The sequence below is a fragment of the Streptomyces sp. NPDC046261 genome (assembly GCF_040646235.1).
Taxonomy (GTDB): Bacteria; Actinomycetota; Actinomycetes; order Streptomycetales; family Streptomycetaceae; genus Streptomyces.
Genome location: NZ_JBEYZU010000006.1, coordinates 300,974 through 318,923 on the forward strand (window position 1 = coordinate 300,974; position 17,950 = coordinate 318,923).

The window sequence follows — 17,950 nt, forward strand, 5'->3', positions numbered from 1 at the left end:
CCCTCATGCCCCGGACTGCCGCCGGGACCGGATACGGTCCGCGTTCGGCCAGCGCACGTCGTACGCCCAGCCCGCCTTCTCAAACCAGCGGATGATGCGGGCGCTGGAATCCAGCTGCCCCCTGAGCACGCCGTGCCGCGCCGACGTCGGATCCGCGTGATGCAGGTTGTGCCACGACTCACCGCACGAGAGCACCGCCAGCCACCACACGTTGCCCGACCGGTCCCGCGACTTGAACGGCCGCTTCCCGACGGCGTGGCAGATCGAATTGATCGACCACGTCACATGGTGCAACAGCGCCACCCGAACCAGCGAACCCCAGAAGAACGCCGTCGCCGCGCCCTGCCACGACCACGTCACCAGCCCGCCCACCAGCGCCGGCAGCAGCAACGAGACCGTCGTCCACAGCACGAACTGCCGCGAGATCGTCCGGATGGCCGGATCCTTGATCAGATCCGGCGCGTACTTGTGCTGCGGCGTCTGCTCCTCGTCGAACATCCACCCCACATGCGCCCACCACAGGCCCTTCATCAGCGCCGGCACGCTCTCGCCGTACCGCCACGGCGAATGCGGGTCACCCTCGGCGTCGGAGAACTTGTGGTGCTTGCGGTGATCCGCCACCCAGCGCACCAGCGGCCCCTCGACCGCCAGCGACCCCATGACCGCCAGCGCGATCCGCAACGGCCGCTTGGCCTTGAACGCGCCGTGTGTGAAATACCGGTGGAAGCCGATCGTGATGCCGTGGCAGCCGATGTAGTACATCGCCACCAGCAGCCCGAGATCCAGCCAGCTCACGCCCCAGCCCCAGGCCAGCGGGACCGCCGCGAGCAGCGCGATGAACGGAACGGTGATGAAGAGCAGCAACGAGATCTGCTCGATCGAACGCTTGCTGTCACTGCCCAGCGTGCCGGCGGGCAGCTGGGCCTCCTGGGCCTTCGGCGCGTCTTCGATCACGTCGGGGCTTGCAGTCATGGGTTCCCTCATGGGGGTCGGAGCATGGCTACGGTTCCGTAACCTACGGCTTCGTAAGTATGACAGGGCGGAGGGGGTCGGCAAGAGGGCTGTGGACAACCGCGCGTCGTGCGGAGACCTATGCTGGGGACGTCGGACAGCGCGGTCCGCCACCCCTCCAGACGTGCTCGGAAACACCGCAAGGAGCCGCACCTGTGAGCAGTGCCGACAACACCAACGCCGCCCTGCGCGCCGACATCCGCCGCCTCGGTGACCTGCTCGGCGAGACACTCGTCCGCCAGGAGGGCGACGAGCTCCTCGACCTCGTCGAACGCGTCCGCGCCCTGACCCGCACGGACGGCGAGGCCGCCGCCGAGCTGCTCGGCACCACCGACCCGCAGACCGCCGCCAAGCTGGTGCGGGCCTTCTCCACCTACTTCCACCTGGCCAACGTCACCGAGCAGGTCCACCGCGGCCGCGAGCTGCGCGCCAAGCGCGACGCCGAGGGCTCGATCCTCGCCCGCACCGCCGACCAGCTCAAGGAAGCCGACCCCGAGCACCTGCGGCAGACCGTCCAGCACCTCGGCGTCCGCCCCGTCTTCACCGCCCACCCCACCGAGGCCGCCCGGCGCAGCGTCCTGAACAAGCTCCGCCGCATCGCCGAGCTCCTCGACACCACCGCCGCGGGCGCCGGCGACAAGCGCCGCACCGACCTGCGCCTCGCCGAGAACATCGACCTGCTCTGGCAGACCGACGAGCTGCGCGTGGCCCGCCCCGAGCCCACCGACGAGGCCCGCAACGCCATCTACTACCTCGACGAGCTGCACACGGGCGCCGTCGGCGACGTCCTGGAGGACCTCGCCGCCGAACTCGACCGCGTCGGCGTCCCCCTCCCCGCCACCACCCGCCCCCTGACCTTCGGCACCTGGATCGGCGGCGACCGCGACGGCAACCCCAACGTCACCCCCCAGGTCACCTGGGACGTGCTGATACTGCAGCACGAGCACGGCATCACCGACGCCCTCGAACTCGTCGACGTCCTGCGCGGCGCCCTGTCGAACTCCATCCGCAACAGCGGCGCGACCGAGGAACTGCTCACCTCCCTGCAGCGCGACCTCGAACTCCTGCCCGAGATCAGCCCCCGCTACAAGCGGCTCAACGCCGAAGAGCCCTACCGGCTCAAGGCCACCTGCATCCGCCAGAAGCTCGTCAACACCCGCGAACGCCTCGCGGCCGGCACCACCCACCAGGAAGGCCGCGACTACCTCGGCACCGGCGAGCTCCTCGCCGACCTCCAGCTCATCCAGGACTCCCTGCGCGCCCACCGCGGCCGCCTCATCGCCGACGGCCGCCTCGACCGCGTCCTGCGCACCCTCGCCGCCTTCGGCCTCCACCTGGCCACCATGGACGTCCGCGAACACGCCGACGCCCACCACAACGCCCTCGGCCAGCTCTTCGACCGCCTCGGCGAGGAATCCTGGCGCTACGCCGACATGCCGCGCGACTACCGGCGCAAGCTCCTCGCCAAGGAGCTGCGCTCACGCCGCCCGCTGGCCCCCAGCCCCGCCCCGCTCGACGCCGCCGGCGCCAAGACCCTCGGCGTCTTCCACACCATCCACGAAGCCCTCGAACGCTTCGGACCCGAGATCGTCGAGTCCTACATCATCTCGATGTGCCAGGGCGCCGACGACGTCTTCGCCGCCGCCGTCCTCGCCCGCGAGGCCGGACTCATCGACCTCCACGCCGGCTGGGCCAAGATCGGCATCGTCCCGCTCCTGGAGACCACCGACGAGCTCAAGGAAGCCGACCGCATCCTCGACGAGATGCTCGCCGACCCCTCCTACCGCCGCCTCGTCGCCCTGCGCGGCGACGTCCAGGAGGTCATGCTCGGCTACTCCGACTCCTCCAAGTTCGGCGGCATCACCACCTCCCAGTGGGAGATCCACCGCGCCCAGCGCCGCCTGCGCGACGTCGCCCACCGCTACGGCGTACGCCTGCGCCTCTTCCACGGCCGCGGCGGCACCGTCGGCCGCGGCGGCGGCCCCACCCACGACGCGATCCTCGCCCAGCCCTGGGGCACCCTCGAAGGCGAGATCAAGGTCACCGAGCAGGGCGAGGTCATCTCCGACAAGTACCTCATCCCCGCCCTCGCCCGCGAGAACCTCGAGCTGACCGTCGCCGCCACCCTCCAGGCCTCCGCACTGCACACCGCGCCCCGACAGTCCGACGAGGCCCTGGCCCGCTGGGACGCGGCCATGGACACCGTCTCGGACGCCGCGCACGGCGCGTACCGCCGCCTCGTCGAGGACCCCGACCTGCCGGCGTACTTCTTCGCCTCCACCCCCGTCGACCAGCTTGCCGAACTCCACCTCGGCTCCCGCCCCTCCCGCCGCCCCGACTCCGGCGCCGGCCTCGACGGCCTGCGCGCCATCCCGTGGGTCTTCGGCTGGACCCAGTCCCGCCAGATCGTCCCCGGCTGGTTCGGCGTCGGCTCCGGCCTCAAGGCCGCCCGCGAGGCGGGCCTGGACACCGTCCTGGACGAAATGCACACCCACTGGCACTTCTTCCAGAACTTCCTGTCCAACGTCGAGATGACCCTCGCCAAGACCGACCTGCGCATCGCCCAGCACTACGTCGACACCCTCGTCCCGGACGAGCTCAAGCACGTCTTCGACACCATCAAGGCCGAACACGAGCTCACCGTCCAGGAAGTCCTGCGCATCACCGGAGAGACCCAGCTCCTGGACTCCAACCCCGTCCTGCGCCAGACCTTCCACATCCGCGACGCCTACCTCGACCCCATCTCCTACCTGCAGGTCACCCTCCTGCACCGGCAGCGCGAGGCCGCCGCCCGCGGCGAGAGCCCGGACCCCCTGCTGGCCCGGGCCCTGCTGCTGACCGTCAACGGTGTCGCGGCCGGACTCCGCAACACCGGCTGACCACACGAAAAAGGGGCGCCCCCTCCGCCGAGCGGAAGGGGGCGCCCCTTCTTTCTGGTTTTTCTGGTTCTTCCGGGAGCCCGCTACGCGTTGTACGTGCTCTGGGCGCGCTCCAGCCCGTCCAGGATCAGCGTCTCGACCGCGTCCGCGGCCCGGTCCACCTCGAAGGCCAGCTCCTTGCGCTCGGCGGACGAGAAGTCCTTGAGCACGAAGTCCGCCACCTGCATCCGCCCCGGCGGCCGGCCGATGCCGAAACGCACCCGGCAGTAGTCCGGGCCCATCGCCTTGGTGAGCGACTTCAGACCGTTGTGGCCGTTGTCGCCGCCGCCCAGCTTCAGCCGCAGCTGACCGAAGTCGATGTCCAGCTCGTCATGGACGGCGACGATCCGCTCCACCGGCACCTTGTAGAAATCACGCAGCGCCGCCGTGGGGCCGCCCGACAGATTCATGAACGACATCGGCTTGGCGACGACCACCCGGCGGCCCGAAGGCCCCGGAGCGCCCAGCCGGCCCTCCACCACCTGCGCCCGCGCCTTGTGCGCCTTGAACTTCGCCCGCATCCGCTCGGCGAGCAGGTCGGCGACCATGAAGCCGACGTTGTGGCGGTTGCCCGCGTACTCGGGGCCGGGGTTGCCCAGGCCCACGATCAGCCAGGGGCTCGAGTCGTCCGTCATCTGCATATCTCCTTCATAGCCAACCGCCGCCCCGCTCCAGTGGAGCAGGACGGCGGTCGCAAAGAAAAACCCGTGAAGGGGCGAGGATCAGGCCTCGGCGCCCTCGGCCTCGGCGGCCGGGGCCTCGACCGAACCGGCGACGACGTGCAGCACGACGGCGTCGGCGTCGACGGCCAGCGCGACACCGGCCGGCAGGACGACGTCCTTGGCCAGGACGGAGGCGCCGGCCTCCAGGCCCGCGATGGAGACGGTGACGGCCTCAGGGATGTGGGTGGCCTCGGCCTCGACCGGCAGGGCGGTCAGGGTGTGCTCGAGCAGGTTGCCGCCGGGGGCCAGGTCGCCCTCGGTGTGGACCGGAATCTCGACGGTGACGGTCTCGCCGCGCTCGACGACCAGCAGGTCGACGTGCTCCAGGAAGCCCTTCAGCGGGTCACGCTGGACCTGCTTGGGGATGACGAGCTCGTTGCGGCCCTCGATGTCCAGGGAGAGCAGGACGTTCGGGGTCTTCAGCGCCATCATCAGGTCGTGGCCCGGCAGGGACACGTGGACCGGCTCGCCGCCGTGACCGTAGATGACGGCCGGAACCTGGTTGGCGCGACGGGTACGGCGGGCGGCGCCCTTGCCGAAGTCGGTACGGACGGCAGCGGTGAGCTTGACCTCAGCCATGGTGCACTCCTCGTGAGCAGTTCAAATGGGGCGGTTACCCGGCCCACGACAGGCCTGCTACGAAGAGCGCGTCGATAACGGACCGCCGCACACTGCGTCGTACAACGCGGTGCGGCCTCCCTCGCCGAGCAACTCGGGTGAGTCTACCCGGCGGGGAGGCCGCCCAGAAATCGATCAGTGAATGATCGTTACAGCAGGGGTGGAGGGATCAGCCCAGCTCGTCGAAGAGGCTGGTGACCGAACCGTCCTCGAACACCTCGCGCACGGCGCGGGCGATCGTCGGCGCGATGGAGAGCACCGTGATCTTGTCGAGCTCGAGCTCGTTCGGGGTGGGCAGGGTGTTCGTGAAGACGAACTCGCTCACCTTCGAGTTCTTCAGCCGGTCCGCGGCCGGACCCGACAGCACACCGTGCGTGGCCGTCACGATCACATCGGCAGCGCCGTGCGCGAACAGCGCGTCGGCGGCGGCGCAGATGGTGCCACCGGTGTCGATCATGTCGTCGACGAGTACACAGACGCGGCCCTTGACGTCACCGACGACCTCGTGGACCGTGACCTGGTTCGCCACGTCCTTGTCACGCCGCTTGTGCACGATCGCCAGCGGCGCGCCCAGCCGGTCGCACCAGCGGTCGGCCACCCGCACCCGGCCGGCGTCCGGGGAGACCACGGTCAGCTTGTCGCGGTCCACCTTCGCACCCACGTAGTCCGCGAGGATCGGCAGCGCGAACAGGTGGTCCACCGGGCCGTCGAAGAAGCCCTGGATCTGGTCCGTGTGCAGGTCGACCGTCAGGATGCGGTCGGCACCCGCGGTCTTCATCAGGTCCGCGATCAGACGGGCCGAGATGGGCTCACGGCCACGGTGCTTCTTGTCCTGACGGGCGTAGCCGTAGAACGGCAGGATCACGGTGATGCTCCGGGCCGAGGCCCGCTTCAGAGCATCGATCATGATCAGCTGTTCCATGACCCACTTGTTGATGGGAGCCGTGTGGCTCTGCATCAGGAAGCAGTCGGCGCCGCGCGCCGACTCCTGGAAGCGGACGTAGATCTCGCCGTTGGCGAAGTCGAAGGCCTTGGTCGGGACCAGGCCGACGCCCAGCTGGTGCGCGACCTCCTCGGCAAGCTCGGGGTGGGCGCGGCCGGAAAAGAGCATCAGCTTCTTCTCGCCGGTCGTCTTGAACCCGGTCACAGCACAGTCTCCTTGGATGTCGCTTTGGGTGCGCTTATCACGGTACGCCCCAGACGGCGTCCCGCGTCACGGTCACTGCTCGTCGTCGGCTTCCCGGCGAGCTGCGGAAGCGGCCTGAGCGGCGGCGCTTCCCGGGCGCTTACGAGCCACCCAACCCTCGATATTCCGCTGCTGGCCACGGGCGACAGCGAGCGAACCCGGGGGCACATCCTTGGTGATGACCGAGCCGGCGGCGGTGTAGGCGCCGTCCCCGATCGTGACCGGAGCCACAAACATGTTGTCCGATCCGGTCCGGCAGTGGGAGCCGATCGTCGTGTGGTGCTTGTTCACGCCGTCGTAGTTCACGAAGACGCTCGCGGCGCCGATGTTCGTGTACTCCCCGATCGTGGCGTCGCCCACGTACGACAGGTGCGGCACCTTGGTGCCCTCGCCGATCTCGGCGTTCTTCATCTCGACGTACGCCCCCGCCTTCGCCTTCGCGCCGAGCCGCGTACCGGGCCGCAGATAGGCGTACGGGCCCACGGTCGCGCTCGCGCCGATCAGCGCGGAGTCCGCGACGGTGTTGTCGACCCGGGCGCCCTCGCCCACCGTGGTGTCCGTCAGGCGGCTGTTCGGGCCCACCTCGGAGCCGGTGGCCAGGTGGGTGGCGCCCAGCAGCTGGGTGCCCGGCTGGACGACCGCGTCCGGCTCGAACGTCACCGTCACGTCCACCCAGGTCGTCGCCGGGTCCACGACCGTCACACCGCTCATCATCGCGGCGTGCAGCAGCCGCTCGTTGAGCAGCCGGCGGGCCTCGGCGAGCTGCACGCGGTTGTTGATCCCGAGGATCTCCCGGTGATCGCCGGCGACAGCGGCGCCCACCCGGTGACCGGCCTCGCGCAGGATGCCCAGGACGTCGGTGAGGTACTCCTCACCCTGGCTGTTGTCGGTGCGCACCTTGCCGAGCGCGTCCGCCAGCAGCTGCGCGTCGAACGCGAACACCCCGGAGTTGATCTCACGGATGGCGCGCTGCGCGTCGGTGGCGTCCTTGTGCTCGACGATCTCGGTGACCGCGCCGGTCGCCTCGTCACGCACGATGCGGCCGTAGCCGGTGGAGTCGGGCACCTCGGCGGTGAGCACGGTCACGGCGTTGCCGTCGGCGGCGTGGGTGCTCGACAGGCGCCGCAGCGTCTCACCGGTCAGCAGCGGGGTGTCGCCGCAGACGACCACCACGGTGCCGTCCAGGACGACGCCGCCGTTCGACAGCTCCTCCAGGCCCATGCGCACGGCGTGGCCGGTGCCGTTCTGCTCGTACTGGACGGCGGTACGGACGCCGGGGTCGATCTCGGCCAGGTGTGCGGAGACCTGCTCGCGGGCGTGCCCGACGATGACGACGAGGTGCTCGGGGTCGAGCTCGCGGGCGGCGGCGACGACATGCCCGACGAGGGAACGGCCGCAGATCGCGTGCAGGACCTTGGGGGTAGCCGACTTCATGCGGGTGCCCTCACCCGCTGCGAGGACGACGACGGCTGCCGGGCGGTTGGCGCTCACGGGTGTGCCCTTCGGCTTCGAGGGGGTGGACACCCGCAGGATACCGGGGCGTAAGAGGGGGGAAACGCGCAAGGGTCCTGACCTGGGAGGTCAGGACCCTCGGACGACGAACTTCGAGCTCCCGGGGAAGGAATCGAACCCTCATTCAATGGACCAAAACCATTTGTCCTGCCATTAGACGACCCGGGATGGTTCGCCCCGCTATGTCCAATTTTCTTGATCGGACAAGCGCGCAGAGACCACTATGCCGTACCACCGGCCTTCGACGCGACGGTACAGCTCGGCTCCGGCCGGAACCCGGCCGGCGAGGCATGCCTGGTAGTCGTCGTACGAGCGGGAAAACGGGTGGCCCCCGCCCGTAGTCTGGGTGGTATGAGCACAACGGGGGCAATCGCGGAGGAGGGCGCGCGGGGCGCGCCGGTGGGGCCGTGGTGGTGGGCGCGGCGGCGGAGCATGGTGCTGGATGTGGCGCTGGCTCTGGCGTCGGTTCTGGAGTGTGTGCTGGAGGGGGTCGCGTTCGCGCACGACGTGGGGATTCCCGCCGTGCTCGGCGGGCTCATAGGCGTGCCGGCGGGCGCCTCGCTGGTGTTGCGGCGGCGGTGGCCGGTCGCGGTGGTGCTGGTGTCGATCGCGACCACGCCGGCGGAGATGGGATTCCTGCTCAGCATCGTGGGCCTGTACACGCTGGCGGCCTCGGAGGTGCCGCGCCGGATCATCGTGGTGCTGTCGGGGGCGTCGCTGGCGGGCACGCTGGTGGTGGCGATCGCGCGGTTCCACCGGGACATGGCGGAGGACGGCTACACGCCGGGGCTGTGGCCGATGATCGCGTTCTCGGTCGTGATGGCCCTGGGGCTGACGGCTCCGCCGGTACTGACCGGTCTGTACGTGGGGGCGAGACGCCGGCTGGTGGAGAGCCTGCGGGAGCGGGCGGACGGGCTGGAGCGGGAGCTGTCGCTGCTGGCGGACCGGGCCGAGGAGCGGGCCGTGTGGGCCCGTAACGAGGAGCGGACCCGGATCGCGCGGGAGATGCACGACGTGGTGGCGCACCGGGTGTCGTTGATGGTCGTGCACGCGGCGGCGTTGCAGGCGGTGGCGCTGAAGGACCCGGAGAAGGCGTCGAGGAACGCGGGTCTGGTCGGTGACATGGGCCGGCAGGCGCTGACGGAGCTGCGGGAGATGCTGGGTGTGCTGCGGAGCACTCCCGAGGCGGCGGCGCAGCCGTCGGCGTCCGCGCAGTCCGAGCGGCTGGCGGCGGTGGCCGCGGCGGCTTCGGCGCGGGTGCGCTTCCCGGCGGCCGGTGCCGCGGCGGACGCGGGGGACGGCGGGCCGTGTCTGGACGGGCTGGAGGATCTGGTCGGTCAGTCGCGGGAGGCCGGGATGGCCGTGGAGCTGACGGTGATGGGGGAGGAGCGTGCGTATGCCCCCGAGGTGGAGCAGACCGCGTACCGGGTGGTGCAGGAGGCGCTGACGAACGTCCACAAGCACGCTCCGGGCGCCAAGGCGCTGGTGCGCCTGGCGCACCGGGATGCGGAGGTGGCGCTGCAGGTGGAGAACGGTCCCTCGGATGCCGGCGCGGACGCGGGGCCGGGGCTGCCGAGCGGGGGGAACGGCCTGGTCGGCATGCGTGAGCGGGTGGGTGCGCTGGGTGGTGTGTTCGTGTCGGGGCCGACGGATGCCGGGGGGTTCCGGGTGTCGGCGGTGATTCCCGACCGTTCGTGACCGTCGGTGACCGGGGGCGCGTCAGCGGGCGGGGGCGGCGGCCGAGAGGCGGGAGGGCCGGGTTCCGGTGATGAGTGCGCCGATGGCGTGATCGATGTCGGAACCGAGGTACCAGTCTCCGGTGTGGTCCAGGCTGTAGACGCGGCCGTGGGCGTCGATGGCGAGGAGTGCCTGGCCGTCCAGTTCCTGGCCGAGGGGGCAGACCTCGGTGCCCAGCGCGCGGCCGAGGTCGGCGACGGTGCGGGCGAGGTGGAGGCCGTGCAGGGGGTCGATGTGGAACGGCGTGGGGGCCATGTGGCGGCCGGTGCCGGACGGGGTGATGTGGAGTCCGCCGAATTCGGCCCAGGCTTCGACGGCGGCGGGGAAGACGGTGTGCCGGTGACCGGCGGGGGAGGTGTGAGCGCGCAGGGCGTCGGCCCAGTTCTCGGCGGCCTTGATGTCCCAGCGGCCGGGTTGCCAGCCGGCTTCGCGCAGGGCCGCGTCGACGTTGACGGGGAAGCGGGTGGCTGCGGTGCGGTCGAATGCGCGCATGGGTGGTGGTCAGTTCCTGCCGTTGGTCGTGGTGCCGGGGTCGACGGGCCGTACGCCGAAGTGGGCCAGGAGCTCGGTGCAGGAGCGGCAGGGCGGGGCGTAGGCACCGTGGCGGGGGTCGCCGTCCTCGCGGATGTGGCGGGCGGTCAGTTTGGACTGCTTGAGGGCGCGGCGGGCCTCGCCGTGGGTGAGGGGTTTGCGGGCGGCGCGTTTGCTGCGGCCGGTTTCGAAGCCGGTGAGGTAGCGGGTGAGGAGTACGGCTTCGGGGCAGCGGCCGGTGAAGCGTTCGCGGCGTTCGTTGGTGAGGGTGTCGAGGAAGTCCTGGACGAGTGGGTGGAGTCTGGGCGGTTGGTCGGATTTGCCCGCTGTGCAGGTGAGGGTTTCGCCGCGTACGGACAGGGCGGCGGCCACGGCGGGCAGGATGCCGTCGCGGCGGTGGAGCAGGACGGGCGGCCGGTCGGCGTCCTCGGTGGAGCTCCAGGTGAGCCGGGGATCGCCGGGTGCGGCGGCGCCTTCGTCGGCGGGCCGGCGGTCCTTGGTCGTGTGCATGGCGGTTCTTCCCTCCCGTGCAATCCCCCTGTTGCGGGGATCAGCCTGCCAAATGGGGTGGCGGGTACGGAAGGCAGGTCGGCGTTGCGTGCGCCTGGTGTGTCGAATGATCACTGTGGGGTCACGAGTTGTCGCGGGACGACGTCGGACGACGCCGGAACGACAACCGTTGGTGCGGGTTCGTACGCACCTGCAAGCGTGTGCGCACGGCCCGGCGGGGCCCGGCCGCCCGTTGCCGGGGACACCCTTCTCACGGCACCGCATAGGCTGTCGTCCACGAGTGTTCCCGGCGTCCGCCGCATGTCCGGGTCTTCAGTAGTCCTGTAGGAGACACAGTCAGCAGGGGGCTTCCGCCATGACGACAGGTCGGCTCGGGCAGCACGCCGCGCCACCGAACGCGGCCTACGCCGGGCAGGTCGTGCACTTCCCGGACCCGGTGCGGCGCGGCCGCCACCCCAAGGGGGTGCGGATCGACGACGAGGGTTTCCCGGACTTCTCGCCGTACGCCCGGGCCGCCGCGGAGATCGCCGAACCCCCGGAGGGGTTCGGCGTCGACGAGTTGCGGCTGACCGACTACGTGTCGGCCAACGCCGCCCAGCACGCCGCCGGCCACGAGCTGTGGGCCAGCCTGCCGCCGGTGGCGACGCCGCACGGCTGGACCTGGCACCACGTGCCCCGCACGCGCCGGCTGGAGCTGGTCCCGGCGGAGGTCAAGGCGCTGCTGCGGCACCACGGCGGGCTCGCGACGGCGGCCGTGGACCACGCCAAGCGCGGCACGCGTCCGCTGCAGGAGACCCGGCCGGTGCACTTCGCGCTGCCGCAGCGGGACCTGGCGGTCACCGAGGAACAGGTCCAGGGCGTCGAGGAGGACCTCGGCTATCGGCTGCCCGGCGCGTACCGCGCCTTCCTGAAGGCGGCCGGCGGCTGCGCCCCGGTGGGCGCCGCGCTCGACGCGGAGCTGGGGCTGCTGGTGGACCAGCCGTTCTTCACGGTGCGCGACGAGGCGGCGGTCAACGACCTCGTCTATGTGAACAAGTGTCTGCGCGACCACTTCACCAAGGACTACCTGGGCGTCGGCTTCGTGCAGGGCGGCGTCCTCGCGGTGAAGGTGCGGGGCGAGGCCATCGGTTCGGTCTGGTTCTGCCCGTACGACGACGCCCGTGACCAGGACGGCTGGACGGTGAACGAGCGCGTGGAGCGGCTGATGCTGCCCTGCGGCGAGGACTTCGACGCGTTCCTGTCCCGCCTGGCGGGCGGCCCGCCGGAGCTGGAGACCGTGGCGAACCTGATGGTGGACGGCGGCTTCGCGTACGCCGTCGCGGTGGAGGGATGAGCGGCGCAATGGTGACGTTCGCGCAGGCGCAGGAGCGCGCGGAGCGCTGGGTCAACGGCGATGTGCCGGCCTATCTCCAACGCGAGGTACGGGTACGGGAGTTCGGCCTGGGCTTCGTCGCCTGGGCCGAGGACCGCGAGGACGGCCCGACGGGCGACGGCGCCCGCGTCCGGCTGGTCATCGCCCGGGACAGTGGCGAGACGACGCTGTGGCCGGGACTGCCGGTGGGCGAGGTGATCCGGCGGTACGAGGAGGAGTACGGGTCCGTGGACGAACCGGAACCGGCCCCGGCGGACGAGGCCCCGCCACGGCGCGTGGACCTGAACGCGACGTCGTTCCTGCTGAGCCCGCCGCAGTGGTTGCAGGACGCGGCGGACGCGATCGGGATCCCCGACCGGCGGTCGGACTCCGCGAAGTCGGCGCCGGAGGCGCCGGAGGCGCCGGCGACGGATGGCGGGGTGGACGTACCGTCCGGCGTGCCGTCCGACGTGCCGTCGGCGTCAGGGGACACGTCCGAGCCCGTGTCCGTGGCGTCGCCGGCGGCGGACGCACGGTCGGACGCGACGTCCGACGTGCCGTCGGCGCCCGAGGGCGTGTCCGGGGCGCGGGACGGTGCGGATGTGCCCTCCGGCGTGCCGTCGACGCCCGAGGCCGCGCCGTGGGCCGGGGCTGACGTGCCGTCGTCCGAGGCTCCGGCCGAGCCGTGGGCCGGTGCGGATGCGCCGGCGCCTGAGGCTTCGGCCGAGCCGTGGGCCGGTGCGGATGTGGGGGCGGCGGACGACGACCGTTCCGTCGGCCTGCCCGCCACCGTGCTGGCCCCCGCCCTGTCGGGCTCGGACGCCGACGACACCCCGCCGCCGGGGGTTCGCCCCGACGCCAAGACCGAACTGATGCCGAAGGGCAGCGCGCTGCCCCGGACGGCGATCGCACCGGCGATCGACGACCCGGCCGCGGCGGCCGTCATACCGCCGGCCGAACCCACGGCTCCGCCCGCGGGCCGGTACGTGCGCACCCAGCTGGTCTCCCAGCTGGACGAGGCAAGCCTCGGCGCGGGCATGCCGGGCGCTGCCGCGATGCCGCCTGCGCCGCCTGCGGCTCCGGGTGCGCCGGGTCAGCCGCACGCGCCGGGTGCGCCCGGTGCTCAGGTGCCGGGTTCCGCCATCCCGGGTGCCCCGGGTCAGCCGCCGGCTGCCGGTCAGCCCGGTGTCCAGGTGCCGGGTGCCCCCGGTGCGCCGGGTCAGCCGCACGTGCCGGGTGCGCCTGGTGCCCCCGGTGCGCCGCACGCGCCTGGTGCTCAGGTGCCGGGTTCCGCTTTCCCGGGTGCCCCGGGCCAGCCGCAGGGGCCCGGTGCGCCGCACGCGCCCGCTGCCCCGGCCCAGCCCCCCGCTTCCGCCGCTCCCGGCGGCCCGCAGGTTCCCGGTCAGCCCGGGGCCCCCGCCTCCCCGGGTGCCGCGGGCGCCGCTCCCGGTGCCCCGCGGCCCCCGCAGGCTCCCGGCGCCCCCGGTGCCCCGCAGGGCCCCGGCGGTGGGGTGCATGCCGCCGCGACGATGCTGGCCGGGCCCGGGACTCCGGGCATGCCTGGCGCACCCGGCGCCCCCGGGGCCCCGCGGCCCCCGCAGGCGCCCGGGGCTCCCGGGCAGCCTCCCGGGGCCCCGCAGGGCCCCGGTGGTGGGGTGCACGCCGCCGCCACGATGCTGGCCGGGCCCGGGACTCCGGGCATGCCCGGAGCGCCCGGTACCCCGCCGGGGCCGGCGCCGGCGCCCGCTTACGGGTATCCGCCGGCGGCTCCCACCGGTGTGCCCACCGTGGGGCCCGGGTACATGGCCGTGCTCCGGTACCGGGCGCAGGACGGGTCCGAGCAGCAGGTCATCCGGCGCAGCGCGCCGGGGACGCCGCATCCGGAGTGGCAGATCCTGCATGAGCTGCGGGCCATGAACGTGCCGCCGCAGCAGGTGCTGGAGCTGCACACGGAGCTGGAGTCGTGTGATCTGCCGGGCGGGTACTGCGCGCGGATGATCCGTGAGACGTGGCCGCAGGTGAGGATCAGTCACACGGCCGCGTACGGGCGGGACCATGCCACCCGGCAGCAGGGTGTGCGCCACCTGGTGGAGCACCAGGGCGAGCTGCACCAGGTGGCGGACGGGCCTGCGCGGCCGGCGCCGAACCGGGTGCCGCTGCCGCATCCGGGCAGCGTGCAGCCGGCGCCGCCGGTGGGGCCGGACGTGATCGGGCGGGAGCTCGTGGAGGCGTTCGGTCCGCAGGGGGTGTTCCGGTTCGACCAGCGGGCGGTGTCGCGGCAGGGCGTGCCGGACATCGTCGCGCAGACGCTCGTGTGGGCCGGTCTGCCGGTCGACTTCGGGCCGTTCTTCTGGGGCCAGGCCCAGCCGGGCCGTCCGGTGCCGACGCTGGCGGAGCTGGCGGCGGAGCGGGGGGTGCGGGCGGCGTCGGACGCCGGTTCGTACCTCGTGATGGGCAGCGACTACGGCCGTCAGCTGTGTGTGCAGTACGGCACGGCGCACATCGTGGCGGTGCCGGTGGAGGCCGGGCCGGACGGCCACCCCGTGCCACCGCAGTTCGTCAACACGAGCCTCCCTCAGTTCGTTCGCTCTTTGGCGCTGCTCGGAAAGATGTGGCGCTGGCGTTACGGGCTGACGCCGGAGCAGGCCGGGCGCTGGACCGTGGACTTTCAGAGTCAGCTGGCCGCGCTCGACCCGGCGGCACTGGCCTCGCCGGAGAACTGGTGGGCCGTGTTGCTGGAGCAGATGTGGGACGGTCTCTTCTAGCGGCCGGCTTGGTGTGCGTGGACGGCGCAGGGGGCCCCGGCCCCGTCCATGGGAAGGGTCGGGGGCCGGGCGCCCCGCGCCCGCGCTGCGGAGTGTCGCGTCATGGGCGCTTCGCTTGTCCGGGAATGATGTACGCCAGACCTGTCGCATACCGGATTTCCGGATATAAGGGGCTACAAGGATGAGTTCATCGGTGTCTCCTGACGGTTTCGCTGTCGTACGAGGCCGCGGTTACCGGCCGGAGCAGGTCGACAGCGCGATGGCGGAGTGCGCCCGGCAGCGGGATTCCGCTTGGGAGCGGGCCGCGCGCCTGACCGTCCTCGCGCGCGAGATGGAGGACGAGGTACGGCGTCTGGCGCAGGTGGTGGCGAAGCTTCCGCCGCAGACGTACGAGACCCTGGGGCCGCGCGCCCAGGGCCTGGTGACCACGGCCGAGCTGGAGGCCGCGGGGCTGCGGGAGCGCGCCGAGGCCGAGGTGGCCGCCGTGCAGGAGGCTTCCCAGACGCACACCCGTGAGCTGCGGGACGCGGCGCACGAGTACGCGGTGGCGGTGCGGGCGGAGGCGGAGGAGTGGGCGCGGCAGGCACTGCTCGCGGCGCAGACCGTCGCCGACGACCTGCGGGCGACGGTGAGCCGGGAGGTCAAGGAGCGGGGCGAGGAGGCCCTCGCGGCGCTGAAGGACATGCGGCAGCGCTGCGCGCATGTGCTGGCCGAGCAGGAGAAGGAGCACGCCGAGCGCTGGGACGCGGCGGGCCGTGAGATCGCCGAGCGCGAGGCGGCGATGGACGCCCGGGTGGCGGCGCTGGAGGAGTACGCGCGGACCGCCCTCGGTGAGGCGCGGCGGCGCTACGCCGACACGGAGGAGGCCGCCCGGCACGGCCAGGAGGACGCCGAGGCGCAGGCGGCGGCGGTCATCGCGCAGGCGCGGGTGCGTGAGGAGCGCATCGCGCGGGACACCGAGCGGGTGCTGCGCGAGCACGAGGAGCGGCGCGAGGAGCTCAAGTCGCACATGGCGCACGTCCGGCACAGCCTGGCGGCCCTGACGGGCAAGCCGGTGGCGGAGGACGCGGACGCCGGCTGACGGGACGTCGGCCGGGCGGCGTCGCCCCGCCCGCGCGCGGCGGGCGGGGCGACGCCGTCGCTCACTGGACGGGCTTGGCGGCGCCGGAGGGCGCCGGGCTGCCGGAGGGCTCCGCGGCGGGCGGGGCCGTGACGGTCAGTTCCAGGGTGAGGGTCGTGCCGTCGGCGGTGGCCAGGCGCAGGACGAACGTGCCGGCCTGCTCGTCGGTGAACAGTTCCGGCAGGGTGACGGTGCCGTCCTTGCCGGTCTTGGGGAGGGCGAGCGTGCGCAGCTGCTTGCCGTCCGTGTCCTTGAAGTACGGGCCGGTCTTGGCGGGCGTCTTGCCGTCCTTGGCGAGCACGGTGGCCGTGATCGCGGTTTCGGCGATGGGCTGGTCCTTGCCGAGCGCCTTGATCTGGATCTTCTGGGCGAAGGTGCTCTTCGGCGTGGCCTTGAGCGGGTCCTCGCCGACGCGTACGAGCGTGTCCGCGCGCCGGGCGGGTGCGGTCTTGACGTTCGCGTGGAAGTCGACGGGGGTGATGTCGCGGCCCTCGACGGTGGCGCGGACGGTGAACTGACCGGGCCAGTCGCCCGCGTGGATCTCCGGTGCGGTGGCCAGCCCGCTCCTGTCGGTGGGGACGGTGACCGAGAGGGCGGAGCCGAGGAAGCGCGCGTGGGTGTCGCCGATGATCTCGAAGCGCACGCGGGTGCGCTCCGGGGCCGGCCTGCCGGTGGCGTCCAGGGCCCGTACGCGTGCCCGTTCGGTGAAGGTCTCGTTGGCGGTGGCCTCCAGCGTCCCGTCGCCCACGCGGTCGAGGCGGGTGACGGGGGCGGGCGTGGGCGTGGGCGGGGTGGGCTTGGTCTCCCCACCGTTGCCATTGCCGCCCGGCTTGTCCGCGTTGCCCGGGTTGTTGGGCTTCTCGGGCTTGGTCGGGCTCGGCTTGGCGGGCGGGTTCTGCTTGCCCGGGGTGCCGCCTCGGCCGGTCTCGGCGGGCCTGGCCGGCGAGGTGCTGCCGGGCTTCGACGGCCGGGACGACGGGGGCGTGGGGGTGTTCCAGGACGGGGTCCCGGGCCGGGAGGGCGAGGGGTCGGGCACCGCGCCGACGTTGCTGTTCTTGTACGCGCGCATCCAGGCGAGCACGGCGTTGACGTACTCGCGGGACTGGTTGTAGCTGAGGATGGCCCGGTCGAGGTCGCCCGGGTTGTTCATGTCCTTGCCGCCCGAGCACAGGTAGCGCGCGGTGGCGGCCGTGGCGTCGAAGATGTTGTTGGGGTCCTGCTTGCCGTCGCCGTTGCCGTCGGCGCCGAAGCTCTCCCACGTCGAGGGGATGAACTGGGTGGGGCCGACGGCCCGGTCGTACTCCTTGTCCCCGTCCCAGCGGCCGCCGTCGGTGTCCTTTATGACGGCGAACTGTCCGCCGGTCAGCCGCGGCCCGCGGATCGGTCTGTCGGTCAGCCCGTCCGAACGCAGCCCGTAGGCCGCGGCGTGCTCGGACTCCACCTTGCCGATGCCCGCGACGAGCTGCCAGGGGATGTGGCAGCTCGGGTAGCGCTCCTTGGCGAGCTTCTCGGCGTTCTTGTACGCGGCGAGGGCGGTCGCGGGGATGCCGGTGGCGCCGTCGGGGGTGTCGCCGCGGGTGGCGTTGGGGTCCGGCTTGCCCGTGCCGGGGCGGGGCACCAGGTCGGGCAGGGTCAGGTTGGGCACGCCGTGCGGGCGGCTCTGCGGGTTGTCCGGACCGGGCGAGGGGTCGCCCTGTCCGGCCCGGTGCGGCGGGCTGGCGCCTACCGCGGCCGTGGTCAGGCCGGCGACGAGCAGGGCAGCGCACAGTCCCTGTCGGGAGACGCTCGCAGCGCGAGTTCGAAGTATCTTCACGGGGGCTGCTTCCTTGGGAGACCTGCGGCCGTACGAAGGGGGTCGCACGTCTCCCCCCTCGGCCATAGACCCGAACACTAATTCCCTCAAGCCCCAATTGTCTTGCCCGGGGACCGGCTTCACGGTTTCTTCGCCGTTCGTTACCCCACTTGAGGC

At 72.3% G+C, this 17,950-nt stretch carries 13 protein-coding genes and 1 tRNA gene; 5 read left to right on the plus strand and 9 right to left on the minus strand.

Annotated elements, in window-relative coordinates; all coding sequences use genetic code 11:
* Nucleotides 1-3: 3 nt before the first annotated feature.
* Nucleotides 4-972 (minus strand): fatty acid desaturase, encoded by a 969-nt coding sequence (locus ABZ956_RS14670; RefSeq protein ID WP_361892184.1) that lies wholly within the window; start codon nt 970-972, stop codon nt 4-6.
* 194 nt (nt 973-1,166) lie between these two features.
* On the opposite strand from ABZ956_RS14670, the gene ppc reads away from it, so the two are divergent.
* The gene (gene ppc, locus ABZ956_RS14675; protein WP_361892187.1) at nt 1,167-3,890 is read left to right on the plus strand and encodes a phosphoenolpyruvate carboxylase; all 2,724 of its coding nucleotides are present in this window, start codon (nt 1,167-1,169) and stop codon (nt 3,888-3,890) included.
* 83 nt (nt 3,891-3,973) lie between these two features.
* Here ppc and pth read toward each other — a convergent pair whose 3' ends face one another.
* From pth to ABZ956_RS14700, 5 genes are all read right to left on the minus strand, one after another.
* A complete protein-coding gene (gene pth / locus ABZ956_RS14680; protein ID WP_361892189.1) occupies nt 3,974-4,564 on the minus strand; it encodes an aminoacyl-tRNA hydrolase in 591 nt (196 codons plus the stop codon).
* Between the two features lie 87 nt (nt 4,565-4,651).
* Nucleotides 4,652-5,230 carry a 50S ribosomal protein L25/general stress protein Ctc gene (locus ABZ956_RS14685; protein ID WP_361892192.1) on the minus strand — a complete coding sequence of 193 codons (579 nt, stop codon included), beginning with the start codon at nt 5,228-5,230 and terminating at the stop codon, nt 4,652-4,654.
* Between the two features lie 208 nt (nt 5,231-5,438).
* The gene (locus ABZ956_RS14690) at nt 5,439-6,416 is read right to left on the minus strand and encodes a ribose-phosphate diphosphokinase (RefSeq protein WP_361892195.1); all 978 of its coding nucleotides are present in this window, start codon (nt 6,414-6,416) and stop codon (nt 5,439-5,441) included.
* A gap of 72 nt (nt 6,417-6,488) precedes the next feature.
* Entirely contained in the window at nt 6,489-7,946 is a 1,458-nt protein-coding gene (glmU, locus tag ABZ956_RS14695) for a bifunctional UDP-N-acetylglucosamine diphosphorylase/glucosamine-1-phosphate N-acetyltransferase GlmU (RefSeq protein ID WP_361892198.1), read from the minus strand.
* A 118-nt stretch (nt 7,947-8,064) separates the two neighbouring features.
* A tRNA-Gln gene (locus ABZ956_RS14700) sits at nt 8,065-8,135 on the minus strand.
* Nucleotides 8,136-8,318: 183 nt separating this feature from the next.
* Between ABZ956_RS14700 and ABZ956_RS14705 the strand changes: the two genes are divergently transcribed.
* Nucleotides 8,319-9,665, plus strand: a complete 1,347-nt coding sequence (locus tag ABZ956_RS14705; RefSeq protein ID WP_361892201.1) for a histidine kinase — start codon at nt 8,319-8,321, stop codon at nt 9,663-9,665.
* A 21-nt stretch (nt 9,666-9,686) separates the two neighbouring features.
* Here the strand turns inward: ABZ956_RS14705 and ABZ956_RS14710 are convergent, their stop codons facing one another.
* Nucleotides 9,687-10,196, minus strand: a complete 510-nt coding sequence (locus tag ABZ956_RS14710; protein WP_361892204.1) for an SUKH-3 domain-containing protein — start codon at nt 10,194-10,196, stop codon at nt 9,687-9,689.
* Nucleotides 10,197-10,205: 9 nt separating this feature from the next.
* A complete protein-coding gene (locus ABZ956_RS14715) occupies nt 10,206-10,745 on the minus strand; it encodes a YwqJ-related putative deaminase (RefSeq protein WP_361892207.1) in 540 nt (179 codons plus the stop codon).
* Nucleotides 10,746-11,100: 355 nt separating this feature from the next.
* Here ABZ956_RS14715 and ABZ956_RS14720 point away from each other — a divergent pair, with 355 nt between their 5' ends.
* The 3 genes from ABZ956_RS14720 (at nt 11,101) to ABZ956_RS14730 (ending at nt 15,942) form a co-directional block, all read left to right on the plus strand.
* A complete protein-coding gene (locus tag ABZ956_RS14720; protein WP_361892209.1) occupies nt 11,101-12,078 on the plus strand; it encodes an SMI1/KNR4 family protein in 978 nt (325 codons plus the stop codon).
* 8 nt (nt 12,079-12,086) lie between these two features.
* On the plus strand, nt 12,087-14,861 hold the full coding sequence (locus ABZ956_RS14725) for an SUKH-4 family immunity protein (protein WP_361892474.1): 2,775 nt from the start codon (nt 12,087-12,089) through the stop codon (nt 14,859-14,861).
* Nucleotides 14,862-15,054: 193 nt separating this feature from the next.
* Nucleotides 15,055-15,942 (plus strand): cellulose-binding protein, encoded by an 888-nt coding sequence (locus tag ABZ956_RS14730; RefSeq protein WP_361892211.1) that lies wholly within the window; start codon nt 15,055-15,057, stop codon nt 15,940-15,942.
* A 61-nt stretch (nt 15,943-16,003) separates the two neighbouring features.
* Here the strand turns inward: ABZ956_RS14730 and ABZ956_RS14735 are convergent, their stop codons facing one another.
* On the minus strand, nt 16,004-17,794 hold the full coding sequence (locus ABZ956_RS14735; RefSeq protein WP_361892214.1) for a lytic murein transglycosylase: 1,791 nt from the start codon (nt 17,792-17,794) through the stop codon (nt 16,004-16,006).
* Nucleotides 17,795-17,950: the final 156 nt, after the last annotated feature.